This is a genomic window from Tsuneonella sp. CC-YZS046, assembly GCF_035581365.1.
Taxonomy (GTDB): Bacteria; Pseudomonadota; Alphaproteobacteria; order Sphingomonadales; family Sphingomonadaceae; genus JAWKXU01.
In genome coordinates, this window is sequence record NZ_CP141590.1 from 2,896,664 (window position 1) to 2,915,370 (window position 18,707).

Genomic DNA, 18,707 nt, shown 5'->3' on the forward strand with positions numbered 1-18,707 from the left:
TCAGTCGAAAAGCTCTTCAAAAAAGCTCTTCCGGCGGCGTCGCTTATGGTCGCCGTGACCATAGCCGCCTCTGTGGCCTTCCCGTCCGCGCTCGAAGTCTCCGTCGCGCGGCGAATAGGAGGCCGTTTTGGCTGCGCTGCGTTCAATGATCTTGTCGAGTTCGCCCCGGTCGAGCCACACGCCCCGGCATTGCGGGCAGTAGTCAATTTCGATGCCCTGCCTGTCGCTCATGACGAGATCGACCTGGCAGATGGGACAGGGGAGCCCTTGCTTCGACGGACGTTCTACCATGGGAAAAGTCCTCCTTCCTGGAGCCTGGAATATGCGGCTCGGAACATCGCCGCATCGAGTTGCGGATTTCGTGGATGGAGCAGGGCCGGTCCTTTCATGGTTCAGCATCCACTCGCCAAGCGAGCTTCCCGTCGGGCATCCTTGAGGATTTCGACCCCACCCTTGATGGCGATCAGCGCCGTGGCGAGCCCGACCACGAGGTCCGGCCAGTTGGTTCCCAGCCAGAGCACGAGGGCTCCAGCGACAAGGATGCCGCCATTGGAGATGAAATCGTTGAAGCTGAAGGTGGTCGCCGCGCGCAGGGCAACATCAGGCCGTTCAAGCCTCTGAAGCAGCCTCAGGCACAGATAGTTGATGGCGGCGGCAACGGCAGACATCAGCATCATGGCCGAGCCCACCGGCTCGCTGCCATAGATGTAGCGGCGGCCGACATCGACAAGAATACCGACCGCAAAGACAAGCAGCATCGTGCCTGACACCATGGCGGCGCGGGTTTTCCAGATCTTGCGCTGGCTCAACGCGATGAGGCTCAGCAGATAAACGCCGGCATCGGAAAGATTGTCGACGCCGTTTGCGATCAGGGCACTCGAATCGGCGGTAAAGCCGACCATGAAAAAGGCGGCGGAAATACCGGCGTTGAGGATCAGCACGATCCAAAGCGTCCGCCGCTTTGAAGGGCTAGGCTGAGCTGTATCAGCCATGGGTTGCCTTCCGGGCAGCGCGTGCGCTTTGTGCTCTGCGACGATGCCGATTGATGCCGGAAAGGCCGCCCTGCGCTTCCTTCTTGAGGAACTTCACAAACGCCCGGTCTTGTAGGTGTAAGGTCTGGCGCAACCCTCTACGCAGCAACCTTCCAAGCAGGCGGCCTAGAAATCCGTTGAACTCCAGCGTGTGGCGAATTTGCGTGCCGAGCCCGGACGCCTCCAATTCATATTGCTCATCCAGCACCTCAAGGCCGCGGACGGCGATCGACCAGCCTATCACCCGTGGCTTTTCGTGTCGGGTGATCGTGGCTGTGGTGTTGATCCGATACTCGCCTTTGAACAGCGCAAACGAGAGCCCCATGCCCCTGTGAAGCGCGGCGCTATCCTCGAAACGATAGCTCGGATGCCAGATTGCGAAAGCATGCAAGTCCGAAAGGCAGGTCCAGACTCTCAGCGGCGAAATGTTCAAGGTGAAGGTGGTTTCTTCCTTCATCGCTTGTGTGACCTTTCAATTCAGCGCGGCGACATCCTCAACTTGGTTTTCTCGGCAACGCGCGCAGCCCCATGGCTGCGCGCGAATTGCCTTTATTCATGTGTGGGCGTCCGTTGGGCCGGAGATGGGCGCCTCTGAACCCGTTGCGGCATCCGCCTTCGGCGGCACATCCGTCTCTCGCCGGCCATAGCGGGCATAAAGCGTCGGCAGCACGAACAGGGTGAGCAGTGTCGCGGAGATCAGGCCGCCGATCACCACCGTTGCGAGCGGCTTTTGCACTTCTGCGCCCGCGCCCGTGGCGATGGCCATGGGGACAAACCCGAGACTCGCGACCAGCGCCGTCATCACCACCGGCCGCAATCGCATCATGGCGCCTTCACGGGCGGCCTTTGCCCGCTCCATGCCTCTCTCCATCAGCCCCTGAATAGACGTCACCATCACGAGCCCGTTGAGGACCGCGATGCCGGACAGCGCGATGAAGCCTACCGCCGCCGAGATCGAGAACGGCATACCTCGCAGGAACAGCGAGAGGACGCCGCCGACCAGCGCCAGCGGGACGCCCGTGAACACGATCGCGGCGTCGCGAACGCTTCCCAATGCGCCGTAGAGCAGCAGCATGATCAGCGCGAAGCAGGCGGGAACCACCAGCATCAGCCTTTCGCTGGCTGACTGGAGATTCTCGAACTGCCCGCCCCAATCCAGATATTGGCCGGCAGCAAGGCGCACGTCCCTGTCGATCACTTCCTGGGCATCGGCGACGACGCCTGCAACGTCGCGTCCGCGCACATTGGCCTGGACGACGACGCGCCGCTTGCCGTTCTCGCGGCTGATCTGGTTGGGGCCATCGGTCACACCGATGTCTGCAACGCTCTGGAGCGGCACGAACCCGCCATTCGGCAGAGGAACAGGAACCTGCGCCAGAGTCTGGAGATCGGCCCTGGCCGCATCCGACAGGCGGATGGTGACGGCAAACCGCCGGTCGCCTTCGAAGATCATGCCGGCATCGCGCCCGCCGATCGCCGCCGAGATCGTGTCTTGCACGGCCTGCGCGGTGATGCCGAGCCGCGACATGATGTCGCGCCGCGGCCGGATGTCGAGCATCGGCAATCCCTCCGTCTGCTCTACTCGAACGTCGACCGCGCCTTCGGTCTGACGCAGGATCGCCGCGATCTGGTTGGCGGTGGCATTCATTGCGTCGAAGTCGTCGCCGAACACCTTGACCGCCACATCGCCGCGCACGCCGGCGATCAGCTCGTTGAACCGCATCTGGATTGGTTGCGTGATCTCGAATGCACCACCCGGCAATCCTTCCAGAACCTGCTCAACCTTCGCGACCAGTTCTGCTTTGGACAGACTGCTGTTTGGCCACTCGTCCCTTGGCTTCATGATGATGAAGGTGTCGGAGATGTTGGGCGGCATGGGATCTGCTGCGAGTTCGGCCGTGCCCGTCTTCGAGAAAACGAAGCGCACTTCCGGCAGCCTGGCGATCTCCCGCTCGATCCGCGATTGCATCGCCTGGCTTTGATCGACCGACGTTCCCGGAACGCGCAGAACCTGCGCGGTCAGGTCGCCCTCGTCGAGTTGGGGAAGGAACTCCTGCCCCAGGAACGAAAAGGTCAGGATCGCCGCCAGAAAGGCGCCGACACCAACGCCCATGGTGAGCGAGGGCCGCTTCATCGCCTTGTCGAGGCCCGGCTCATACTTGCGCTTGAGCCAGGACATGATCCGTCCTTCCTTCTCCTCCACCGGCTTCGACAGCCAGATAGCCAGCATCGCCGGCACGAAGGTCAGGGAGAGGACAAACGCCGAAACCAGCGCCATGATGACGGTCAGCGCCATGGGCGTGAACGTCTTGCCCTCGACGCCGGTGAGCGTGAGCAGCGGCACATATACGAGGATGATGATCGCCTGGCCGAATACGGTCGGACGGATCATCTCGCGCGCGGCTTGGGCAACCACCGACAGCCGCTCCTCGAGTGCCAGGGTGCGGCCGTAATGATGCTGCCGTTCGGCGATGCGCCGCAGCGCGTTTTCGACGATGATGACCGCGCCATCGACGATGAGGCCGAAGTCGAGCGCCCCGAGGCTCATGAGGTTTGCCGAGACTCCGCCTCTCAGCATCCCGAAGCTGGTCATCAGCATGGTGATCGGGATTACCAGCGCCGCGATCAGCGCCGCCCGGAAATTGCCGAGCAGCAGGAACAGCACCACGATGACGAGCAGCGCGCCTTCGGTGAGGTTCTTCGCAACCGTCTTGATCGTGGAGTTCACCAGCGCGGTGCGGTCGAGGACCGGCTGCACCACTACGTCGGTCGGCAGCGAGGCGTTGATCTCGGTCAGCCGCTCCGCGACAGCCGAGGCCACGGTGCGGCTGTTCTCACCGATCCGCATGATCGCAGTGCCGACAACGACCTCCTGGCCATTCTCGGAGGCCGAGCCGTAGCGGATGGCTTGGCCGAGGCGGACCTGCGCCACCTGATCGAGCCGGATCGGCACGCCCTCGCGCGTGGCGATGACGGTGCTGGCCAGTTCCCCGATATTACGGATGCGCGCGTCCGAGCGGACGGCGAGCCCTTCGCCGCCGCGATCAACCACTCCGGCGCCGACGCCGACATTGTTCTGTTCGAGCGCCTGCGCGAGGGCCGTCAAATCCATGCCGATCGCCGCCAGCCGCTGCACATCGGGGATCACCTGGAACTGCTTCACATAGCCGCCGATCGAGTCGACGCCGGCCAGACCGGGTGTGTTCTTGAGCAGCGGCGCGACGATCCAGTCCTGCGCAGTGCGCAGATAGGTTGCCTTATCGGCCTCGGTAACGAGCCGTTCGCCTTCCGGCGTGATGTAGCTGCCGTCCGGCTGGATGCCGGGTTCGCCGGGCTTATGGGTGTCCTCGTCGCGATGTTCGAGATGGACAGTCCACATAAAGACTTCGCCAAGTCCCGTCGCGATCGGACCCATTGTGGGAACCGCACCATCGGGCAGGCTTTCCTCGGCGACCCGCAGCCGCTCGGCGACCTGCTGGCGTGCAAAATAGATATCGGTCGATTCCGAGAAGACGGCCGTGACCTGGGCAAAGCCGTTGCGGCTCAGCGAGCGTGTGTATTCCAGCCCAGGAACGCCCGCCAACGCGGTCTCGATGGGAAAAGAGACCTGCGCCTCGACCAGTTCGGGCGAGAGCGCGGGCGCGGTGATGTTCACCTGCACCTGGTTGTTGGTGATGTCGGGAACGGCGTCGATGGGCAGGCGAGAGATTGCCCAGCCTCCGATCACCATGGCGATGACCGTCATGAGCAGGATGAACCAGCGACGCTCGACGGAGAATGTGACGATGCGGTCTATCATGATCAGTGTCCGTGCTCCGCTTCGCCTTTTCCAAGCTCAGCCTTGAGGGTGAAGCTGCCCGGTCCGGCGATCCGTTCATTGCCGGTGAGGCCCGAGGTCACGACCACATTGTCGCCGCTCGGAGCGCCGAGCGTGACCGGCGTGGCCTGGAAGCCATGGTCGGTGCGAACGAATACGGTCGGGCGTCCTTCGACGGTCTGGATCGCGCTTTGCGGAACCAGCACCGATCCGGCGCCTCCGTCCGGCAATTGTATCGAAGCCGTCACCGGCTCACCCACGCGCCACTGGCCCGAGCGATTGTCGATGACGGCGATCACGGTTGCGAGGCGCGTCGTTTCGTCGAGGATCGGCGAGACGAAATCGACCCGCGCCACCGATCGCCGATCGCCCGCGACAATCTCGATCTGCGAGCCTGGTCGCACCTTGCCGGCATCGGCCGGCGATAGCGCGAGCGTGACCGCGACCCGCCCGAGGTTGGCGACGCGGAACAGTTCGGCATCCGCCGCGACTGTCTGACCGAGTGTCACGCTACGCGCCACGACCTGCCCCGACAGAGGCGAGGTGACAGCGATCCGGTTGAGCGCACCCCCGCCGCCGCCGGCCGCCGCGACCTGCTGCTGGGCAAGGCGCAAGGCAATGCGAGCCTCGGTCGCGGCCGTGCGTGCCGCGATCAGATCCTGCTCGGGCGAGACGCGCTCGTTGAACAGGCGCTGCTCGCGGGCGAGGTTCGATTCCGCAAGCGACAGCCGTGCGCGCGCCGCTTCGATCTCGGCATTGAGCGTCGCGGCTTCGCGGCTCTCGATGATCGCCAGCGTCTGCCCGCGTCCGACCGATTGGCCGAGGTTGCGGGTGAGCGAGACGACGCGGCCGCCGATCGCGGCGGAGACGACCTGCATCCCTTGCGGATCGCCCTCGATCGTCGCCGGCAACGTCAGCGCGCCACCGCCGCTGCGGACGACCCGGACAAGCTCGATCCCGGCCTTGCGTATCTGCTCGGCGGTAAGGTCGATCTCGCCTTCTTCCTCGGCATGGCCAGCTTCTTCACCGGCAGCGGCATTTTCTGTCTCTTCCGGGGGCGCATCGCCGCCGGAGCAGCCTGCCATGAGCAAGGCTGCGAGGGTCAGCGGCAGGGCCGCTTTCAGATAGGATTTCATGTTCAATTCCCCTGTTCGGGCGCGGGAGCGGTCAGGCGCTCAAGCCGTGCCCTGGCGTTCTGATAGGCGACGAGCGCGTCGATCGCGGCCAGCCGGGTCTCGGCCAGCGTCCGTTCGGCATCGAGCAGGTCGAGCTGTCCGAACTTGCCTTCGCGATAGCCGATGCGTGCGATGCGGGCGGCTTCCTGGGCGGCCGCCAGTGCGGGACCATTGGCAGTCCGCGCGTTGGTCGCGGCGTTGTCCGCTTCCGTCCGCGCATCGAGAATCGCCTGCTCGACATCGAGCGCGGTCATCCGGCGCTGTGCCTCGGCGCGGGTGCGTTCGGCGCTGGCCTGTCCCACGGCGGCCCTGCCGCTGTTGAACAGCGGAATCGGCACCGAGATGCTGAACAGGGCGGCGGTATCGTGCGATTCCGAGAACCGCCGCACGCCTGGTCCGACCGTGACATCGGGCACGCGCTGCGATCTGGCCAGCCGAACGCCTGCATCGGCAACCGCGAGGTCCGCGTCGGCAGCGGCGAGCGCCAACGTGCCTTCCGCAGTGGGCGCCAATTGCGGGCCATAAGCGGCGGGCAGGCTGTCGAGAGCGGCCAGATCGAGCGTTCCCGTCACCGGCTGCCCGATCCTTCGACCGAGATTGAGACGGGCGGCGTCGAGCAGGCGCCGCGCATTCTCCACCGTAGCCTCGGCATTGAGCCGGGTGACGTCCGCGCGCTGCTCCTCGATCGGCGAAGCGCGTCCGGCCCGAACACGCACGCGCGCGGCATTCAGCGCTTCGTTCGCGATGCGTGCCTGGTCGACGGCCGTCGCCAGCCGGCGTTCGGCGGCCACGGCGTTCACATACAGCTCGGTGACTTGAAGGCGAATGTCCGCTTCAGTGATCGCGGCAGCAAGCAGGGCTCGCATTGTCCGGGCATCGGCAACGGCAATTCGTGCCGATCGCTTGCCGCCAAGCTCGATCGGGATCGAAAGCCCGACTGTCGTCTCGGCTCCGCGAAAATCGCGGTAAGGGCCGGTGCCGACGATATTCTCGACTTCGGTCGTGACGGTCGGATTGGGGCGCAGGCCCGCGATCGTCCGGCCCGCTTCGGCGGCCGCGATGTCGGCGCGAGCCGCATCTGCAGCCGGAGCGCTGCCGCCGGCTGCGGCGACCGCCTGATCAAGGGTAAGCGGCGGGGCCGCAGGGGGAGCCGTGGTGGCAATATCCTGTGCTTGCGCCACGGAGACGCAAGACACGGCAGCCAGCAAGGCTGCGAACATTCTGTGCATGCTGATTTTCCTGATTGAAACGAATCAGGCCCGCCGCCTCGCAAGGCGAGGCATCGGCGAGCCGCTTACGAATCAATCAGGCGATAGGAGGCCGTAGCGCAGGCCCGGCGGACCACCGCGCGAACACGTCGCTGGCCGGAAAGTAGAACCTGGAAGAAGTCATGTCCGTCAAGGCGTGGGATGGGCCGGAAACCGGGGCAAAGAGGCCGTGCCCATGGCAACTGCCATGATGGTGCGGCATCCCTCTATCGGAGTCGCTCGGTGACTGATCCGAATCGCCGTCGGTATGGATTTCGCCCGAACATTCGAGCGTCGCGGCGACGGAAAGCTCGCTTGCATGCACCGTCGTCGACGCAATCAGCGACGTCATCAGGAGGCAAAAAAGGAGCAGGCTCCGACGCAACATTCCAATACCCTAGCGACGAAAGCTCGAATTGTCATGTTTCTTCGCCAGTAGCGGCCGCAAATCTTCAGGTATCGGCATCGGGGCAAAGGCACTGACGTTGGAGCGCCCCGTGTTGCCCATGGGGACACGCCCCGCCAGCGCTCCGATCGGAGCCAGCGCCAAGCGCGCGATCTGTCCGAGCATTTCGCGGATGTCGCGGAGGCGGACGGCGTAGCAAAGCATCAGCCAATGGACGTGCATATGCTGGCCCAACATGGGCTGGGACAGGATATGGGCGCGCTCCAAGGCTCGCCATGCGGTCTCGGTGTCGCTTTGCCGGGCTGCCATGACATAGCGCTTCCGCTCGACCGCAATGGCGTCCGAAAGGGCTGTCGTGCCACTCACGACATGCTCTCACGCAGTGAGAGCGCGATCCAGAAGGCTGGTCGCCCAATCTCATTTCGCGTCTGCGGGGCGGCTTTGCCAAAGCCGCTGTATCTACTTGCCATGTCTGTCGCCTCGATGCGGTCGATCTGACGGCCTATATGGGTCAAGGGATGGCGCTCGCTACCAACGCTCCAAGGGCGACGATGAACCCGGCCAGCGTCGGAAGCGCCGTGACCGCCAGGCCGAACGCGCGTGCGCCGGCTCCTTTCGGGTAGCCCGCGAGAAACGTCACCCGCCCTATGGCGAAGAGCAGCACTTGGCCGGCGACGAGCGGAACGGTCCACGCGCCCGCAAGCAACAACACAGCGATCTGGACGATCACCGCCATCAGCGCCTGCTCGACCGTGTTCTGAAGGAAGGCGACGTAGATGGCGATGCGGGGGCTTGGCAGCGCGAAGGCGCTGCCGCGAATGTCGTCGAGCGAATGCCGCCGCCCGCGCGACACCATCGAAAAGCCGACCAGGACCCAGAACATGGTGAGCAGCGCCGAGCCTGACCAGAACGTGATGAGGTCGCCGATGTCGTCGCCGGGCAGGCGGAAGTAGAACGGCAGCAGCCAGTAGGCGCCCGCCAGAACCAGCACGCAGAAGAGCAGGCCGGCCGAGCTGTTGCGAAGGATGCGCGTTTGCTCCTGCTTGAGGTCAGGTGGCAGGTTCAGCGATGGGGGATGCGGACCTTCAACCATCAGACCTCTCCAGGCATCGAGCGGATCAGAACCAGAGCCGCACGCCCGCGACGAAGCTGGCGTTGCTGACGTCCCGGCCGTCGGCACGCGCAAAGTCAGCGGTGTCGCCGAAGCTGCGCTCCCAATGAACCCCGACATAGGGTGCGAACTCTCGCGCAAACTCATAGCGCAGCCGCACGCCAAGCTCTACACTCGACAGGCCCGCTCCGATGCGATCGCGTGGGACGCCCTGCGCGGACAGATTGATCTCAGCGCGCGGCTGAAGGATCAGCCGCTGAGTAAGGCGCACATCATGGTAGCCGCTCGCGCGCGCGAACACGTCGCCCCGATCAGAGAGGAAGACCGCGCCTTCCAGCTCAAACCAGTAAGGCGCGAGACCTTCGACACCGACCGCTGCATAGGCGCGCGATGGCTCGAAATCGTAGCGCAGCCCGGCTTGCAGATTCCAGTAAGGGTCGATGGCGCGGCTGTAGAGCGCTTCGACCTCAGCATGATCGAGATCGCCGCGAAAGCGACCGGCGCCTTCCGTCTTCAGCACCAGCCGGTTTATGTCGCCGCCATACCAGGCTTCGGCTTTCCACGCATAACCACCGCCTTCCCCCATCGCGCGATACTCGGCGATGTCGACAATAACTTGGCTGTATGTGCCGCCGCCATGCGCGCGCCGCTGCGCCGCGCGAACCTGTGCCATCTCAGCCGGATCGAAGCTGCGATCGGCATACCAATCGGCTGGAACGGGCGGCGGCGGTGCGTTGCCCGCCGGTAGCGCCGTGCCACCCGCATGGGCATCGCTTCCATCCGCAGGCTGGCCGCCATGTGCGCTATGATCTTCCTGCTTGATGCCGTGTCCTCCGTGTGGGTCCGCCGCCTGCGCACGATGATCGGCATGGGGGTCGGACGGTGTGGCAACCTCTCGGTGGTCGGCATGGCCAGCGTGCGGATCATCACCGGGTGACGGATCGCTGGCTTCATGACTTGCGTGCCCTTCAAGCGGAGATACCACGCGATCGGGCGTCTCGGCCGGCGGGCGGGTTTGGGTAGCGCCATGACCTGCGTGAGTCTGCGCCGCCGCCGGTATGGAGACTGCCGCGCCCAGTGCGGTTAGCGCGATGATCGGCGCGCGCATCAGCCGGCTCCTTCCGGGCGCACCGCGACGACGTGCATCATGCCTGCGTGCATGTGGTAGAGCAGGTGGCAATGGAACGCCCAATCGCCGAGCGCGTCGGTTGTCACATCGAACGTCGCCGATCCACCGGGTAGGACGTTCACCGTGTGCTTGCGCGGCGCATACGAGCCGTGTCCCGTCACCAGCTCGAAGAAATGGCCGTGCAGGTGGATCGGATGCGCCATCATCGTGTCGTTAATCAGGGTGATGCGCACGCGCTCATCCTGGCGGAACGGGATCGGCGCGGTGAGCGCGCTAAATGTCACACCGTCAAACGCCCACATATAGCGTTCCATATTGCCGGTAAGGTGAATCTGGAGGCTGCGGCCCGGTGCCCTGACATCGGGGTTGCGGTCGAGAGCCATCAGGTGGCGATAGGTCAGGACGTCGTGGCCAACGTCGTCGAGCCCGATCCCCGGCTCGCCGGTCCGGTCGATCGGCATTGGTGCGATCGACTGCACCGCTGGCGTGCGCGCGACATTGGGCGCGTTCGAGAAATCGCGCATGGAATGCGAGCCGTGCGATGATGGGGCTGCCGCCGGGCTTGGTGCGCCATGCCCCACATGCGGATCGTTGCCGGCCGCGCTATGCTCCATGCCGCCCATGCCCATATCGGTCATGGTGAGGATGGGGCGCTCGCGCAGCGGCGGGATTTCAGCGCTCATGCCAGCGCGGGGGGCCAGCGTGGCGCGCGCCACGCCGGAGCGGTCGCTTCCCTCCGCGACGATCGTATAGGCGCGATCCTCCGCCGGCTCGACGATGATGTCGTAAGTCTCAGCCACGGTGATCTGCAATTCGTCGGTCGTGACCGGGCGCACATTCTGCCCGTCGGCCTGCACGATGGTCAGCTTGAGACCGGGAATGCGGAAATTGAAGATCGTCATGGCGGCCGCGTTGATCACGCGCAGACGCACCCGCTCTCCGGGACGGAAGAGACCCGTCCAGTTGTCGGCAGGGCCGTGACCGTTGACGAGATAGGTGTAGGCCGAGCCAGTCACATCCGCGATGTCGGTCGGGTCCATCCGCATCGCGCCCCATTGGAGGCGCTCGCGCATTGTCTGATCGCGCCCGGCGAGGAGACCGGCGAGTGTCTGCCGCTGGCGATTGAAATAGCCTTCCTGCTGCTTGAGCTTGCGGAAGATTACATGCGGATGGGTTGCGCTATAGTCCGAGAGCACGAGCACATGCTCACGATCATAGCGGACGGGATCTTCGCGGGCCGGGTCGATGATGATCGGCCCATAGTGGCCGAGTTGCTCCTGCAACCCCGAATGGCTGTGATACCAATAGGTGCCCGACTGGACGATCGGGAACTCATAGACGAAGGTTTCACCGGGCCGGATACCGGGGAAGCTGATTCCGGGCACGCCGTCCATCTCAGCCGGCAGGATGAGGCCATGCCAGTGAACCGAACTGTCCTCATCGAGCGCGTTGGCGACGGCGATGCGCACATTCTGGCCCTCGCGCAGGCGGATGAGCGGCGCAGGAATCGTGCCGTTCATCGCTATGCCGTGGCTGGCGCGGCCGTCGATCGTGATCGGCTGATGCGCGATGCGGATGGCGATCTCTTCGCCGCTCAGCATGGGCATGTCGGATGTGATGCCGGCTGAGACCGGCTGCGCCCACGCCGGGAACCAGCCTGCCAGGGCGAGGCCGGAGCCCACGAGGGTTGCGCCGCGCAGAACAGCGCGCCTGTCCAAACATGGTTGCGTCATAGGTTGCCTGATAGCGGCCCGATCCGCCCGCCCAATACTTAATCTTAGTTGGCCAGCAGCCAATTGATGTCAGTAACTGCGAGAAAGTCTCGGGTCACTCCGCCAAATATTCTCTCCTTCCAGAGGCCATGGGCTCGGGCGCCCGCAACGACCAGATGGAAATCTTCGCGGCGGGAAAGGTCGGCCAATAGTGTGCCAGGAGTGGCCTCGTTGCCCGACAAGTGCAAGATTTGAGCCTCAACACCATAAAGCGAGAGATAGTCTCCAACCTCCGCAAGGCGGTCGGACGACACATCTTCTCCGACCCCCGCAAGAACGATCCTGGTGGCGTGTTGAAGCATCGGAACGGCTGCGCGAAGCGCACATCGAGACTCCCGGCTATCCCTCCAGCAGATCAATATGTTCTTGAAGGATGTCGTCGGTGCTTCCGGCCCGAGCCTTAAAACCGGGGAGCCGGAACGGGCCGCCACTTCCAGCGCATCGGCATGTGCGAAGTCCGACGTGGGCGCCGTGCTCATGACCACCAGGTCCGCAAGCAACGCATGGTCCAGAATCGCAGCGCTTGGATGGGCGATGCTATCGCACCATTGAGTATCGACCGTCTTTCCCCGCGCAAGGCGGTCGAAAGCAGAGGAGACGCGCGCAATCCCACTTCGCAGTTCGCGCTCCTGGGCGAGCGAACTGAAGGGGCTATGAGCAATCGCGTCGGCAAAGGAAACGCCATCGGGCCAAGCCGAACAGACAGCGGTGAGCGAACTGCCGAATTGAGCCGCGAGACCCAGTGCGATCTCCAGGCGCCTCTCCACGTCGCTGTCTGGTGTAGCATCGACTGTAAGATTGGTCAGCGTCCTTGTATCTGCCATGATTTCTCCAATCGGATACCTCCTATAGATTAAGCCGCTAGACGGTCCAATTCCTCCGCTGGCGTCGACGCATTCTGTCGAGGCGTCAGGAACCGCTCCAACGCAGCCTTACGGGAACTGCGGTCAAGCGCATAATGCGTGTGCGACAACTCGGCCCCACTTAGCAGTGCATGGATGTATCCCGATACGGTATCCGCAGCCATGACGAGCGCCGCATCGAGCGTATGGACATAGCGGCTTGTGACCGTGCCTGTAGCATGGCCGAGAAGCGCCGCGATGGTGATTTCGGTGAAGCCGAGATCGTTCGCCAGACTGGCGAAGCTATGACGTAGCACATGGGCGGTCATGTCCGCCAACTCCGTCCCGGCGAAGATTTTCTCCCAATGACGCGGGAAGCTGCCAAACGGCCCATCTGCGTTCCTCTCGCCGGGAAACACATAGGGGCTGTCGCCATCCATGTCCCACTCGTCGAAATACTCGACGATGGGCAGGCCCATCGGACGAACGGACTGGCCTTCCTTCGTGTCCTCGAACCGGAAGGCGCTTCCCACCGTGTCGATCTCTGATTTCTGAACCGCGATGATCTCGCCACGACGGCAGCCCGACATGGCGATCAGCCGGATGATGTCGACAGTGCGGGTATAGCGTTCGTCCTCGGCCGCTTTGGCGAGGATGCGGCCGAGGGTTCGATACTCGTCCTCGTTCAGCCGACGCTTCCGCACCGCGTCCTTCGGCTTACGGACACCATGCGCGGGATTGACCTCGATGATGCCCAGCTCGTCCCGCGCATAGGTGAAGATGCCGCCCAGCAGACCGACCGTGCGGCTCGCAGCGCCGATGCCCCCACGAACGACCGAGCGGCCACGCAGCTTCTTCGTCTTCTCGCTAACGCGGGTCTTGCCGGCCATGATGTCCTTCATCATCGCCGTCACGTCCGCCTTGGTGACATGGGTGACTTGCTTCTTCCCCAGTAGCGGAATGATGTGGCGGTTGATCCGGCCGAGATCAGTGATCTTGGTGCTGGCCTTTTTGGGTCGGCCACCCTTGCCCAGAATGCGGCCCTCTTCGAGTTCCTTGATGTATAGCTCGCACAGCTCCTTGACCGAGATGGCCTTGCGGGTGGTGTTCCGTTCTTCGAGCGGATCGTTCCCCTTTGCCACTTCGGCGAGGGCCTGGATCGCCAGCGTGCGAGCCTGCTCGGCGGTGATCTGACCGTGCCGGCCCAGCTTCATCCGGCGCCGCACATTGTTGGCGTTCCGGTAATCGACAAAGTAGGTCCGAGTGCCGGAGGGCAGCACGAAGACGCCGAAGCCCTTCAGCTCACCGCACCAAACGGTGTATTGACGGTCGCGTGGCTCGGCCTTGTCCACGACGGTTTTCGTAAGTTTCGACATAAGCACCTCGCTAGAGCGGGCTCGAAAAACTCACCAAAAACTCACCACGGGATCGAAAACTGTGGGTGTCGTTAGCGTAGCTCAGCGAACCTCAAGAGTCAATAAAACACTGTATTTACAGTTGTTTAGCGTGCTCTAGTGTCGGGTTGAAAAGCCTAGCGTAGCGTTGTAATTCTAGCTCCGAAGGCAGAGGTCACAGGTTCGAATCCTGTCGGGTGCGCCATTCTCGAACAAAAGAGAGAACTGCGGGCGTGGTTTTGGCCACGCCCCCTGCAGCACTCCGGGCCAGCACGGCTTTCGAGCCGCTGATACGGATTTCTCGATCGTTCACGCGAACCTCGCTGAGCAGCAGTCGGGCATAGGCTTGGCGCAGATCGGGCGAGCCGTGATGCAGCTTGTCGCGCAGGAGCAGCGCCAGCTTCTCGATCTTGTCCGGTGTGATCACGGGCTCAGCCATGGCGAGACGGCGGGTGAGCTCGACAATCTGATCCGCAAGTTCGTCCCGGCGAAACCGCAGATTGACCAGCCGTTCGCGCATAGAAGCGTCTTCGGCGTCCATCAGGCCCTTCTCGACCAATTCCAGCAGCCGGGCGATGCCTGCTTCGGACTCCTTATGATCCTGGCGCATCTGCCGCAGCCGATCGCGATTGCGATCTTCGCGTTCGATTGCTGTGCGTAGATAGTCACCGAGCAGTCCCAGTCCTGCCCTATATTCCGTAGGGAAACATCACATGATAACATCGTGATATAATGAAGAATTTTAGGAAATCGGGCGCTCTGAAGCTCCGCCGCTGCGCGATGCCGGGCGCCAAGCCAGAAGTGGAACCGAAAATGAGTCAATCCAATCGTCTAAAATCAATTGAACGCCTCCGGTCTTACCCCGTAGCGCCCTTGTCGGATGCGTTAGGGAAACGAGGTATTGGGCGAGGCATCAAGCGTGTTTGTGGCGATGCCGGATTCTGTGGATGGGCAGTGACCGCGATCGAAGACTATGGCTCATCTGCTGCGGTACGGGCAGCGGCTCGTCTGATCGAGGAAGGGGGAGTGCTACTTGCGGCCACTCCGGGCGAAGGAGCGGCCTTAGGGGAGAACCTTGCGGCGGAGATTGCGCGTCGAGGGGGCGCTGGCGTCGTTATTGATGGTCAGGTGCGTGACCTATCGGGGATGACCAAGGTTGGTCTGCCAGTTTACGCGCGTTCCTTGACAGCATTGGGTAAGCGGCCGTTGAATGCCGGTGCTGTAGACATCCCGATTCTTATCGGCGGTACGGTCGTGTTTCCGGGAGATTATGTTGTCGCCGATGATGACGGTGTCGTGGTGATCCCTCAGCGCGAGCTTGATGAAACGCTGGCGATGGCTGACAAAATCATGAATTTGGAAAGTGAGATATATAGAGCGAGCCTCGCTGGTGATGAGCATCCGATACATGGCATGTCGGATGATGAGATCACTGCCATGTTCGCAGATGCTTGGAGAGTACACACCAAGCCACCTCACTCAGACTAGCCATCTTCAAAAAGTTTCGCTTCATGTCGAGCGATGCCACCATGTTTGTTGAATACTGCACACATAATACACAAAGAGTCTGCTTGGCAGTAAACAGAAGTGCCTTAGACGATCAGGGTGATCTGACATTGGCCGGATGGCAACGCAGCACGGCGTTCACCGCACGATGATCGCGGCTTGGAAAACGCCCAGCCATCGACGGAATGGCAACCGGCTTAGAGTCAGATTGTAGGTCTGTCTTAACTGGGCCCTGTGGATAAAGCTTGACGCGATAACGCACGATTGATTCAAGCTGCCTTTTGGAGCCGCTAAAATGCGGATTTCATGAGGCAGGCGCGGACCTAACAGATAAGCAGCCGGGAGATTTCCCGCCTCGGCCTCCTTATGGTCGGGCGCATCCGGCGGATGTCAGTCGCGATTGCGGTCCTCGCGTTCGAGTACCGTGCGGAGATAATCGCCCAACAGATCCTTCAAGTGCTGGGCTATAATATCTGCTGGCCGTGGATGACCGTTACCTCTCTTTCAAGATTTTTGCGTGCAAGCCGGGGTGATACCGATGATTAGAACATGTTGGCTACCATTTCCTCAACCCTGGTCGATCACACTTTCGCCTCATTAATCACATGGACCCGCATGAATTCGTGTAGGCCCTCTTGGGCGAACTCAACGCCGAGACCAGATTGCTTGGCGCCGCCGAACGGCATGGTCGGTCCGAAATCGAGATGCTTGTTGATCCATACCGTGCCCGCCTCCATGCGCGTCGCGAGGTCATGCGCCGCCTCGCGGTCGGTCGACCAGATGGAGCCGCCCAGCCCCATGTCCGAGGAGTTGGCGCGCGCCAGCGCATCCTCTGGGTCGTCATAGCGGATCACCGGCAGGACAGGGCCGAACTGCTCTTCGTCGACCAGCCGCGTGCCATCCTCGATATCGCGCACGATGGTCGGCCGAATGAAATAACCCGGCCGGCCGGGTATCTCTCCGCCGGCGATAATGGTCCCATTCGTGCGCGCCTCTTCGATCAGCGCTCTCACCTTCTCATATTGCGCCTTGTTCTGCAGCGGCCCGATCTGGGCGCCTTGCTTCAGGCCGTCATCGACCACCGCCTCTTCGGCCAGACGCGCAAGTTCCGCGCAGAGCGCGTCATAGATGTCGGCATGGGCATAGACTCGCTTGATTGCAACGCACACCTGCCCCGCGTTGAGGAATGCACTGCCGAAGATGCCCGGCGCCACCTTGGCCGGATCCGCGTCCGGAAGCACAATCGCGGCGTCATTGCCGCCCAGTTCCAGCGTGAGGCGCTTGATCGAGGCGGCCGCGCTGGCCATCACCTTGCGGCCCGTCTCGGTGGAGCCGGTAAAGCTGATCTTCGCGATGCCGGGATGCGCCGTGAGCCGGCCGCCGAGATCATTCTGGTCGGTGACGATGTTGACCACCCCTGCTGGAAATATCCCGGCCATCAATTCACCCAGGCGCAGGGTGGATAGCGGCGTCGTGGGCGCGGGCTTCACCACCAGCGTATTGCCGGCCAGCAGCGCGAAGGGCAGCTTGAAGGCGATGAGCAGGACCGGGAAATTCCAGGGGATGATCGCGCCTACGACGCCGAGCGGGCGCCGATGGACCTCGACGCGCCGGTTGTCACTGTCCTCAAGGAGTTCGACAGGCAGGTCATGGCCGGCCATTTGCCGGATGAAAGCGGCGCTATAGGCGATTTCTGCGCTTGCCTCGTCAAGCGGCGTATGGTCGGCGCGGACCGGATCATCGGCGTCGACCTCAATGACGGCAAGGCCGAATGGGGCGCCCGCTTCGGCATGACCCATTTCTATAATCCCGAAGGCAAGAGCACGGCCGAAGTCGTCGCCGACCTTACGGCGCTCACCGATGGCGGAGCGGATTATACGTTCGACTGCACCGGCAATACCGAGGTCATGCGCCAGGCGCTGGAAGTCTGCCACCGCGGTTGGGGCGTCTCGACCGTGATCGGCGTGGCCGAGGCAGGCAAGGAGATATCCGCGCGCCCCTTCCAGCTTGTGACCGGCCGCGTGTGGCAGGGGTCGGCCTTCGGTGGCGCAAAGGGCCGTACCGACGTGCCCAGGATCGTCGACTGGTATATGAACGGCAAGATCGAGATCGAACCGATGATTACTCACGTCCTCAGTCTCGAGGAGATCAATAAGGGCTTCGACCTCATGCACGCGGGGACGAGCATCCGTTCGGTCGTAGTGTTCTGATGGTGGCCCAGCATGAGCCGCTAAAGGCACAGGCTGGATCAGGCCGGCGTCAGCGAGGTGGAATGCGTCGGATCGATCCTCGGTTCATCAAACGGCTGGAAGGGCGCTTGGCTTGCCGCAAGCCCGACCATGTGATGACGCAACTCGGGATCAGCCTGAATACCTGGGACAAGCTACTCGCCGGCCAGCCTATCCGGCCAGCGTGACAGATCGGTTGCTCGATCGTTTCCGCGACTTTGAAGAATCCAACTGAAGGAGAGTTACCAATGGCAGTCATTTCCGGGGACGGGGTGTTTTCGCATGTTTTCATCGGTGCCAACGACGTTGAAGCATCAGCCAAATTCTACGACAATGCACTTGGCGCGCTCGGCATCAATAATTTGGGGCCATTCGGCAATGGCTGGATACTCTATGGCAAGGACAAGCCCGCGTTCATCATCGCGCGTCCTGGCAATGGCGAAGCGCCGTCGAGCAACGGCGTGACCATCGGCTTTGCCGCGGCCAGCACTCAGGAAATCGACGCCTTCCATGCCGCCGGCCTGGCCAATGGCGGTAGTGACGAGGGCGCGGCGTATCCGAAAGCCATTTCAGTTCATCCCGAGAAGCTCCGCCGGCGTTTCATGATCTTCCATGGTCATGAAGCGAATTGATGAGCGATCGAACAAGTTTTCTTCGTCGGCTGCTATCAAAGATGCTGTTTCAGGTTCGGATAGATAAGACATTCCCTTGTGAAACTCTTCCTCATTATCGAACCATATTTCCGTGATAACATCGTAGGGGGCTTCGGCTTCCGTGGCATAAACCTCATTCCCATATGGCCGAATGAAGTGCCGCACATAGCGCCTCAGGTTAGGGACTTTGCTTATGGCGAGTGGGGCATGGTTGTTTTCATAATATTCGATGAAATCCTTCATCGACATGCCCTTTTTTCTCTTGATGAGAACGACTGCCTTGAACATGCAATCCCCTATTTCATGAGCCGTGGGCAAATCTGACGATATGCCCTGCCAACCTTGCTGCCTTCCTATCGGCCGATCAGCTTTCACGCATATAGATCAGCACAATCA

The 18,707-nt window shown here is 62.5% G+C and carries 17 protein-coding genes and 1 pseudogene; 3 read left to right on the forward strand and 15 right to left on the reverse strand.

The window, feature by feature from the left end; genetic code table 11:
* The 13 genes from U8326_RS14275 to U8326_RS14335 form a co-directional block, all read right to left on the reverse strand.
* Entirely contained in the window at positions 1–291 is a 291-nt protein-coding gene (locus U8326_RS14275) for a zf-TFIIB domain-containing protein (RefSeq protein WP_324741017.1), read from the reverse strand.
* 101 nt (positions 292–392) lie between these two features.
* Complete coding sequence (locus tag U8326_RS14280; RefSeq protein ID WP_324741018.1) at positions 393–992, reverse strand: cation transporter; 600 nt, start codon at positions 990–992, stop codon at positions 393–395.
* Positions 985–1,488 carry an SRPBCC family protein gene (locus U8326_RS14285; RefSeq protein WP_324741019.1) on the reverse strand — a complete coding sequence of 168 codons (504 nt, stop codon included), beginning with the start codon at positions 1,486–1,488 and terminating at the stop codon, positions 985–987. Before U8326_RS14285 ends, U8326_RS14280 begins: the two co-directional genes overlap by 8 nt.
* Positions 1,489–1,584: 96 nt before the next feature.
* Positions 1,585–4,830: a CusA/CzcA family heavy metal efflux RND transporter gene (locus tag U8326_RS14290; RefSeq protein ID WP_324741021.1), complete on the reverse strand. Its 3,246-nt coding sequence runs from the start codon at positions 4,828–4,830 to the stop codon at positions 1,585–1,587.
* A gap of 2 nt (positions 4,831–4,832) precedes the next feature.
* Positions 4,833–5,984, reverse strand: a complete 1,152-nt coding sequence (locus U8326_RS14295; RefSeq protein WP_324741023.1) for an efflux RND transporter periplasmic adaptor subunit — start codon at positions 5,982–5,984, stop codon at positions 4,833–4,835.
* Positions 5,985–5,986: 2 nt separating this feature from the next.
* Positions 5,987–7,252, reverse strand: coding sequence for a TolC family protein (locus U8326_RS14300; RefSeq protein WP_324741025.1), 1,266 nt, complete (start codon positions 7,250–7,252; stop codon positions 5,987–5,989).
* A 415-nt stretch (positions 7,253–7,667) separates the two neighbouring features.
* Positions 7,668–8,042 (reverse strand): DUF3703 domain-containing protein, encoded by a 375-nt coding sequence (locus tag U8326_RS14305; protein ID WP_324741026.1) that lies wholly within the window; start codon positions 8,040–8,042, stop codon positions 7,668–7,670.
* A 145-nt stretch (positions 8,043–8,187) separates the two neighbouring features.
* Positions 8,188–8,769, reverse strand: a complete 582-nt coding sequence (locus U8326_RS14310) for an MAPEG family protein (RefSeq protein WP_324741027.1) — start codon at positions 8,767–8,769, stop codon at positions 8,188–8,190.
* 25 nt (positions 8,770–8,794) lie between these two features.
* Positions 8,795–9,895 (reverse strand): copper resistance protein B, encoded by a 1,101-nt coding sequence (locus U8326_RS14315; protein WP_324741028.1) that lies wholly within the window; start codon positions 9,893–9,895, stop codon positions 8,795–8,797.
* Positions 9,895–11,649, reverse strand: coding sequence for a copper resistance system multicopper oxidase (locus U8326_RS14320; RefSeq protein WP_324741029.1), 1,755 nt, complete (start codon positions 11,647–11,649; stop codon positions 9,895–9,897). The genes U8326_RS14315 and U8326_RS14320 overlap by 1 nt, the downstream gene beginning before the upstream one ends.
* Before the next feature lie 44 nt (positions 11,650–11,693).
* A complete protein-coding gene (locus tag U8326_RS14325) occupies positions 11,694–12,512 on the reverse strand; it encodes a universal stress protein (RefSeq protein WP_324741030.1) in 819 nt (272 codons plus the stop codon).
* Between the two features lie 29 nt (positions 12,513–12,541).
* Positions 12,542–13,906: a site-specific integrase gene (locus tag U8326_RS14330; RefSeq protein WP_324741031.1), complete on the reverse strand. Its 1,365-nt coding sequence runs from the start codon at positions 13,904–13,906 to the stop codon at positions 12,542–12,544.
* A 193-nt stretch (positions 13,907–14,099) separates the two neighbouring features.
* Positions 14,100–14,534, reverse strand: coding sequence for a hypothetical protein (locus tag U8326_RS14335; RefSeq protein WP_324741032.1), 435 nt, complete (start codon positions 14,532–14,534; stop codon positions 14,100–14,102).
* 203 nt (positions 14,535–14,737) lie between these two features.
* Here U8326_RS14335 and U8326_RS14340 point away from each other — a divergent pair, with 203 nt between their 5' ends.
* Positions 14,738–15,412: an RraA family protein gene (locus U8326_RS14340; RefSeq protein ID WP_324743624.1), complete on the forward strand. Its 675-nt coding sequence runs from the start codon at positions 14,738–14,740 to the stop codon at positions 15,410–15,412.
* A 599-nt stretch (positions 15,413–16,011) separates the two neighbouring features.
* On the opposite strand, the gene U8326_RS14345 is transcribed toward U8326_RS14340, so the two are convergent.
* Entirely contained in the window at positions 16,012–17,091 is a 1,080-nt protein-coding gene (locus U8326_RS14345; RefSeq protein WP_324741033.1) for an aldehyde dehydrogenase family protein, read from the reverse strand.
* A 54-nt stretch (positions 17,092–17,145) separates the two neighbouring features.
* On the opposite strand from U8326_RS14345, the pseudogene U8326_RS14350 reads away from it, so the two are divergent.
* Positions 17,146–17,640 (forward strand): annotated as a pseudogene (locus tag U8326_RS14350) (zinc-binding dehydrogenase); the annotation flags it as partial.
* A 266-nt stretch (positions 17,641–17,906) separates the two neighbouring features.
* On the forward strand, positions 17,907–18,290 hold the full coding sequence (locus U8326_RS14355) for a VOC family protein (RefSeq protein ID WP_324741034.1): 384 nt from the start codon (positions 17,907–17,909) through the stop codon (positions 18,288–18,290).
* Here U8326_RS14355 and U8326_RS14360 read toward each other — a convergent pair.
* Complete coding sequence (locus tag U8326_RS14360; RefSeq protein ID WP_324741035.1) at positions 18,228–18,686, reverse strand: EthD domain-containing protein; 459 nt, start codon at positions 18,684–18,686, stop codon at positions 18,228–18,230. The two genes, U8326_RS14355 and U8326_RS14360, sit on opposite strands and share 63 nt — an antisense overlap.
* Positions 18,687–18,707 lie beyond the last annotated feature (21 nt).